At 71.2% G+C, this 6,811-nt stretch carries 7 protein-coding genes; all 7 read right to left on the bottom strand.

The annotated features are described in order from the left end of the window. A partial coding sequence (locus tag VGB14_13445) for a hypothetical protein (protein ID HEX9993928.1) occupies positions 1–489 on the bottom strand: 489 nt, incomplete at its 3' end. Then, entirely contained in the window at positions 489–1,466 is a 978-nt protein-coding gene (locus VGB14_13440; protein HEX9993927.1) for a hypothetical protein, read from the bottom strand. The genes VGB14_13445 and VGB14_13440, both read right to left, overlap by 1 nt. Before the next feature lie 32 nt (positions 1,467–1,498). Beyond that, positions 1,499–2,230: a hypothetical protein gene (locus tag VGB14_13435; protein ID HEX9993926.1), complete on the bottom strand. Its 732-nt coding sequence runs from the start codon at positions 2,228–2,230 to the stop codon at positions 1,499–1,501. 126 nt (positions 2,231–2,356) lie between these two features. Then, complete coding sequence (locus VGB14_13430; protein HEX9993925.1) at positions 2,357–3,148, bottom strand: hypothetical protein; 792 nt, start codon at positions 3,146–3,148, stop codon at positions 2,357–2,359. Positions 3,149–3,150: 2 nt separating this feature from the next. Further along, entirely contained in the window at positions 3,151–4,605 is a 1,455-nt protein-coding gene (locus tag VGB14_13425; GenBank protein ID HEX9993924.1) for a phage portal protein, read from the bottom strand. Positions 4,606–4,628: 23 nt separating this feature from the next. Then, positions 4,629–6,365 (bottom strand): terminase TerL endonuclease subunit, encoded by a 1,737-nt coding sequence (locus tag VGB14_13420; protein ID HEX9993923.1) that lies wholly within the window; start codon positions 6,363–6,365, stop codon positions 4,629–4,631. Next, entirely contained in the window at positions 6,334–6,765 is a 432-nt protein-coding gene (locus tag VGB14_13415; GenBank protein ID HEX9993922.1) for a phage terminase small subunit P27 family, read from the bottom strand. Before VGB14_13415 ends, VGB14_13420 begins: the two co-directional genes overlap by 32 nt. Positions 6,766–6,811 lie beyond the last annotated feature (46 nt).

Below are 6,811 nucleotides of genomic sequence, written 5' to 3'. Positions count from 1 at the left end.
CCCGAGAGGGCCACCCGGCGTCCACGCCTCGGGCATGACCTCGTCGACCGTGGCGTCACCCGATAGGACCGGCTCGGCGGCGGCGGTCTCGACGCGCTCCTGCTCGTCCGGGTCCTTCGACACGGGGCCGGGAACCAGGGGCGCCGGTGGCACGGCGTGGAGGCCGGGCGAGACGACAGCAGGGCCGTGAGGGTCGGCCTGGCCGGCGTTGGTGGGCGGCAGGAAGGCGTCGGAGTCCGGCCCGGCGGCGTCGGGCTCGACGGCCGCGTCGCGGGACCAAGGGGCGCCGACACGGGGGAAGGGTCGGGCGGCGAGCGGGGCGGCGTCCGGCATGGTGCCGCCCTTCTCGACCGTGTAGCCGTGGCGCTCGAACCACCCGAGCTGGTCGGTCCGGTCGGTGTAGCCGACGCCGTCGGCGAACGAGACGCCCGCCGAGACGCCGGTGTAGCTGGGGTTCGGCGAACGCACCGTGTAGGTGGCCGCTGCCATCACTGCACCTTGATGTTGCGGAGGACGGCGGCAGCCGTGGTCGACTTGAGGGCCACAGCGACCGGCCCCATCTCGACCTCGCCCGTCTTCACCGCGCCTGCCCGCTCGAAGTCGGGGAGCCACGTCTGGACGATGGGCTGGCCGGTGACCGACACGCCGTGGAAGCCGTCGAGCCCGAGCCGGACGGCGTACAGGTCGGTGAGCCCGGTCGTCGACACGGTCGCGACGGTGCGCGTCTCGACCGGGATGATGGGGTCCGACGACCCGGCCTTTGACCGGAGGTCGACGAGCGGCCGGCCGCCGTACTGGCCGAACACCCGCCCGAAGGCGTCCTCGGACCGCTCGAAGAAGTCACCCCACAGGGCGATCACCTTGAACTTGGTGAGCGCCTTCCGGTTGCCGAAGATCACGACCGGGCCCTCGCCTTCGACGAGGTTCAGCCAGTCGTCGATCACGGCCATCTGCGCGATGGCCTCGGCCTTGGTGTCGATGCCGGTCCAGTCGGTCACGGCGTCCGGGTTGACCTCCGTCGAGGTCCCGGCGAGCGCCTTGTCGAGCCCGTCGAAGCTGTTCGGGTCGACCGCGGAGTCACCGACGATGGCGGCCTCGTGGAACAGCGTCCTGGCCGCCTTGATCTTCTGGCCCATCTGGAGCGCGACCTCCGCGCCCCGGGCGATCCCGGCGAGGACCCGGTCGATCTGGAACGCGCCGCCCAGCGGCTTGAGGTTGACGGTCACCTGCGTCTTGGTGACCTCCTGCGGCGTGTACTCCGCGTTGATGGCGCGGAAGCCGGCGGTCGGCTGCGTGACGAGCCGGTTGTAGCCGTAGGTCAGCGTCGACCCCCCGCCGGCCGGGCTCACCACGTCGTCGAAGGTGAGGGCGTCGAGCAGGAACGACGACTTGCGGAAGTCGTCGACCACCATCGTGTCGATGTCGCTCTGCGCGTTGAGCGCAGCCTGGGCGAGGGTCACGGGCATGGCTGGGCGTCTCCTTTAGGAGAGAGGGGGTCCTACGTGCGGTAGTGGGCCGCGACGGCGTCGGCGAGCGTGGCGGGCTTGCCACTCCCGCCGCCGTTGCGGGCGCCGCCGTCGCCGTCACCGGTGGGCCTCGGGGGGCTCCCGGCGGCGAGGTACGGCTTGTCCTTGAGGAGCTGGTCGAGCGCCGCCGTCACGGCGGCCCCGTCGACCTCCCCGTCGTCGTTCGCCTCGAACTCCGACAGGTCGAGCAGCCGGACGGCGTCGGCGGGGTCGGCGAACCTGCTGCCCGCCGCCGCCTTGATCTCCGACGTGACGACACGGGCCTTGAACCGTTCGCGCTCCTCGGCTCGGGCTGCCTGGTCGGCCTCCCGTCGGGCTTCCTCCAGGGCGCGCTCGGCCTCGGACTGGCCCGCTGTCCTGATCTCCTCGAGCTGCTGGCGGAACTGGTCGCGCTCGCGCTCGACGGCCTTCCGGCTGCGCTCCTCGGCTCGGGCCTTGGCCCGCTCAGCGTCGAGAGCGCGCTTTCCGCCCTCGTCGAGTCCAGGGGGGTAGTCGCCTTCGGCGCCCTTGTCGCCGGCCGGGGGTGCGTCGCCCTCCGGCTGGCCGCCGCCGGTGGCGGCACCGGTCGCGGCACCGGTGGCGGCAGTGCCGCCGTGGCCGCCGGCCCCGGCATCGCTCGGGAGCAGCGGGGACCATCCTCGGCCGGTGAGCACCATCGGGACGGACCCGTGGAAGCGGACTGCGGGGTCGGGGGTCGCGGGCATCACGCCTCGACTTTCCAGGGCAGGGCCGACAGGCATCACGCCTGACCGGCGGGGACATGAGGCGCCGGGGGCATCGCGCCCCTCGTGCGCTAGAGAACGACCTTCGGGCATCGCGCCCGGGGGCGTTCAGGCGGCGGCGTCGAAGCGGTGGCCGGACGCGTACAGGACGGGTCCCAGCTCGCCGTGGTCGACGACGCGGTAGACCTCCGACGGGTTGACGCCGGGGTCCGTCGCGGCTGCCAACAGGCCGGGTGAATCACTCACCTGGTCGGCGGGTGGCCGTTCGATCTTCGGGTCGGACTGGCCGACCAGCAGAGGCTCGGTCGTGCACTTGCACCGGTTGTGGATCGGTAGCAGCTCGCCCCGGTGGTAGATGCGGGTCGACGCCGACGCGCAGAGCGCGCAGTGCTTCCCGCTGCCGAGCACCCGGCGCCAGCCGCGCACAACGTCGTCGCGCTTCGCCCATTCGGCCGCCGTGGTACGGGCAGTAAGGGTGATGTCGGTCCGGACGGCGCTGGTGGCCCGGTCGAGTCCCCGGTCGAGGGCGTCGGAGAGAGAACCGCCGTGGCCGACGGCCTCGCGCGCCACGCTGAACGGCCGTCGGTAGACAACTGCGGGGTCAGCACCATTGCGGATGGCCCGACCGATGAGGTTCTCGGTTGGCAGGTCGATTGCGTTCCGACGGCTCGTCTCGGCGGCGATGTAGGACGCCAGGTACGCCCGGGTGATCGTCGCCGCCTGGAGCTGGCCGGCGAGCACCACAGGGACGACGGCGGCCGTCCAGCGGTCCTCGGTGCCTTCGCCGAGATCGTTCACCGTCGACCAGAGGCCAGCGACCGCCGCGACGATCCGACCGGCTGTCGTGTCAAGGGCCTGCCGGTACTGGTTCGTCGCCCGTCGTCCGGCCGGTGAGGTCACGGTCAACTACCCGCGGGGAGCGCGAGCGGACCCGGCAACGCGATGGCCGTGGGCGGCGCGAAGGCTGCTTGCTCGACCATGTCCCGCGTCCGCTCGACGCGCATTCGCTCGACCTGAGTCGGCGAGTACCCCAAGTCCTCCATGAGCTGCGCCCACGGCACGCCGAGCGACTGGCGCTTCGTGGCGGCGTCGGCCACGACGGACTCCACCCGCCGCTCGAAGTCCCGCCAGATCGTCTCGGCGCCGACGAAGCCGGACCGAGGGTCGTCTAGCACGGCGAACGCCAGACGCTCGACCTCCTCGTACGACTCGCCGAAGCTGCGCGCCTTCCGGCCCGCCTTGGCGGTCAGCGACGACTCCGCCGACAGGATGGACTCGCCCGACGGGAAGTCGCCCTTGAGGTAGAAGTAGTGGGGCGGCGTGGCCGACTGACTGGCGATGTGCTGCACGAGCATTTCCACGCCGACCACGAAATTCTGGAGGTCCGCGGCGTCGAAGTTGCCGAAGCGAGCTTCCGACTTCTTCGCCCACATGAGCCGGTCGAAGGCGACATTGAACGCCTCGACGGGCTGCCCCGTCTTCTCGTCCCTCGGGACCTCGAGCCCGGTCGCCCAGCGCTGGGGCCACGCAACGAACTCCGACGCGACGAGCATGTCGGCGATGAGCTTGTTCACGCCGTCCTGGAGGGGGATCACGTTCGCGATCTCCGACCGGCCGGGCTGCAACAGCCGCTCCCGGTTGCGGAGCGGGACGACGGGGACGACGCGGAGCGGATTCGGGAGCGGCCACGGCTCGCCGGCGACCTCACGAGGACGCCACGACGAGAAGGTCCCCACGCCAGCCGGGAGGACCAGGCCGGACGACATGGCACCGGCCGTGACCGACCCTTCGTACTTGTAGAGGCCGTCGGGCAGGTACAGCGTCGCCATCTCGTGGCCCGTCCAGTCGTCGAGCCACACCTTGAGGGCGGCGGCCCGCTCGCGGCGGGTGCCGGGGACCATCTCGACCACGACCTGAGCGGGGTCCTCGACGGTGATCTTCGGGGTGCGCTCATCCCTCGGGTTGTTCCAGACGATCAGCGCCGCTTCGGCCTTGAGGATGGCGGCCTGCTGGCCCAGGTGCGACTCGTCGTCGAGGGCGTTCGCCTGCCAGATTCGCCAGGCGTCCCGGTCGGCCTGCTCGTCGCCGAACCGGAAGCCCTCGACATGCAGCCGGTCCTCGACGGCATCGACGACGATCGGGCACCAGTTGTCCGCGAAGTCGTCGAACAGCCCGCCGAACGCGTTCCGGAACTTCTCGGACGAGAACAACAGCCGGTGACGGCCGTCGTAGTAGTCGTCGAGCCGCCGCAAGCCCTTCTGACGGTCGCGGAGCTTCTTCTCCAGCCGGCGCAGCCACCAGTCCGGCGTCCCGGGCTTCGACGCGTCGAGCATGTTCGATCCGTCGAGTTGGGCCACGGGGCGGGTTCCTCCCGGTAGGGCTACATGCTGCCGAAGGCGGCGAAGCCGTCGTCGCTGACCGCATCGCCGCGGAGCGTCAGACCGCTGGCGGCATCGAACAGCGCCGACATGCCGTCGACGCGCTTCCCGGACGACTGACGATTCGGCTTCGACGGTCGCATGAGGTCGGGGTTGTCGGTCGGTGACCGGGCTTCGAGCGAGTCGGCGTGCCAGCGGGCGACCGGGTTGCCGAAGTGCACCAGGCGCCGCTCGGCGATCCAGTCCATGACCGCCTTCATCGGCAGGGTCATGCCGCTGTACTGCTGGTTGACCTCGTACAGGTCGAGGCCGGTCCGCTTCTCGACCTCCTGGACGGCCGGGGCGCCGGACCAGGGGTCGTACGACCCGTCCACGATCTCGAAGCGGCCGGCGTCGGCCTCGATGTCGTCGTAGACCCGGTCGTAGTCGATCACGTCGCCCTCGGTGAGGGTGATCCAGCCGTCCTCGGCCCACACGGACACGAGCCCGCCGTTGTGCTTATCGAGCCTCGCGACGACCGTCTCGGGCAGCCAGAACCGCCACCAGGCGGCGACGGCGGGACGGTCGGCCAGCAGCTCGCCGGCATCGAACGGGAACAGCAGGCACCAGGCCGTCAGGTCGGAGCGGCCGGACAGGTCGAGGCCGGCCCAGCAGCGCCGGCCACGGAGCCGGGGAACGACCCACTCGGGGTACAGGGCGACCTCGCCCGCGCACTCGTCCCACTCGTGCAACGGCAGCAGCCGGGTCACCTGCGACACGCGCTGGTTGAGCCGGAACTGCCGGAACGCGTTCTCCTTCCGGGGGTCGGTCCTCGCGGCGTTCGCCTCCGCTCGCAGCGACCCCCACGAGAGGAACGACCCGAGCGCCGGGTTCGCCTCGGGCCATCGGGACTCGTCCCACGGATCGGCCTCGCGGGGGACCTTCCGCTGGTAGACGAACACCGTCGGGTCGCGCCCCGGGTCGGCGGCGATCTTCGCCATCTCGTCGGACTCGGCGGCGCAGAACGACGAGGGGTCGTTCGTCTCGGTCGTCAGCCCGACCATGAGCGCCTGGGGGCGGGTGCCGAGCGCCGTGTAGAGGGCGGTCCACAGGTCGCCCGACGCCTGGGCGACGATCTCGTCCACGACGACGCCGTGCGGGTTGTGGCCCAGCTCGCCGGCAGCGTCGGCCGTGATGACCTCGTAGTAGCTGCCCGACTTCTCGTCGAACAGGCGCCGCTCGTTCTTGTTGTACTCCAGGCGTCGGCGCAGCTCGGGCGAGTAGCGCGCCATCTGGAGGACGACCTGGCCGACCTTCCCGGCCTGCTTCGTGTCCTTCGCTGCGCCGTAGACCTCGGCGCCTACCTCGTCGTCGCCGATCAGCAGGTAGAGGACGATCCCGGCGGCCAACTCGGACTTGCCGTTCTTCCGAGCTAGCTCGATCCAGGCGATTCGGAAGCGCCGGACGTACGACTGCCACTCCTCCGACCAGACGACCTCGCCGAACAGGGGCCGGATGATGTCGTGCTCCTGCCAGGCGTCGAGCACGAACGCCCGTCGAGCCCACCGGCTCTTGGTGTGAACCAGCAGTTCGGCGAAGAAGTAGACGACCCGGTCGGCGCGGGGCTGGCAGTAGTGGGCTCCCCGCTTCGAGCAGGTGACGTTGCGGAGCGTGTAGCCGCAGACGGGGCCTCGACGGTCGGCCGGCGTGTTCGGCCGCCAGCGGTCGTCAGGTGAGCAGGTCGCTTCCCTTCTCGCCATCGCTGCCCACCTTGAGCTGGGACCGGTCCGAAGGGGTCAGCCCGAAGCGGGCGCCGTACCGGGACATGATCTCGGCGCAGTCCTTCCAGACGAAGAACCACGGGTTCTTCTCCAGGCGCTCCCCGGTGCGTTCGCCGTTGCGGTTGAACACCGGCGCCTCAACGATCTCCCCCTGCCGGTCCAGGTTCTCGGCGGCCCGCCGATGGCGCTCGACGGCGTCGCAGTAGGTGGCGAACGCCTCCACATCCCACGCCGTGAGCACTCGCTGTCGCTCGAGGTCGGGGGCGAGCGCCGACCACACGGCCAGCGCGCCCTCAGCGAGCCACGACGGCGCGGTGACCTCGCCGGCCGACGGAAGGGGCTCGTCGGTGTTCACCCGGTCCGACCGGTCGCCACGCACCAGGCGAAGCGCCGTCGGCGTCGGTGCGGGGCCGCGTGCGCCCATC

The organism is Acidimicrobiales bacterium (assembly GCA_036399815.1).
Classification (GTDB): Bacteria; Actinomycetota; Acidimicrobiia; order Acidimicrobiales; family DASWMK01; genus DASWMK01.
The sequence above is the reverse complement of the archived record's forward strand: the minus strand, read 5'-3'. Positions and strand labels throughout refer to the sequence as shown.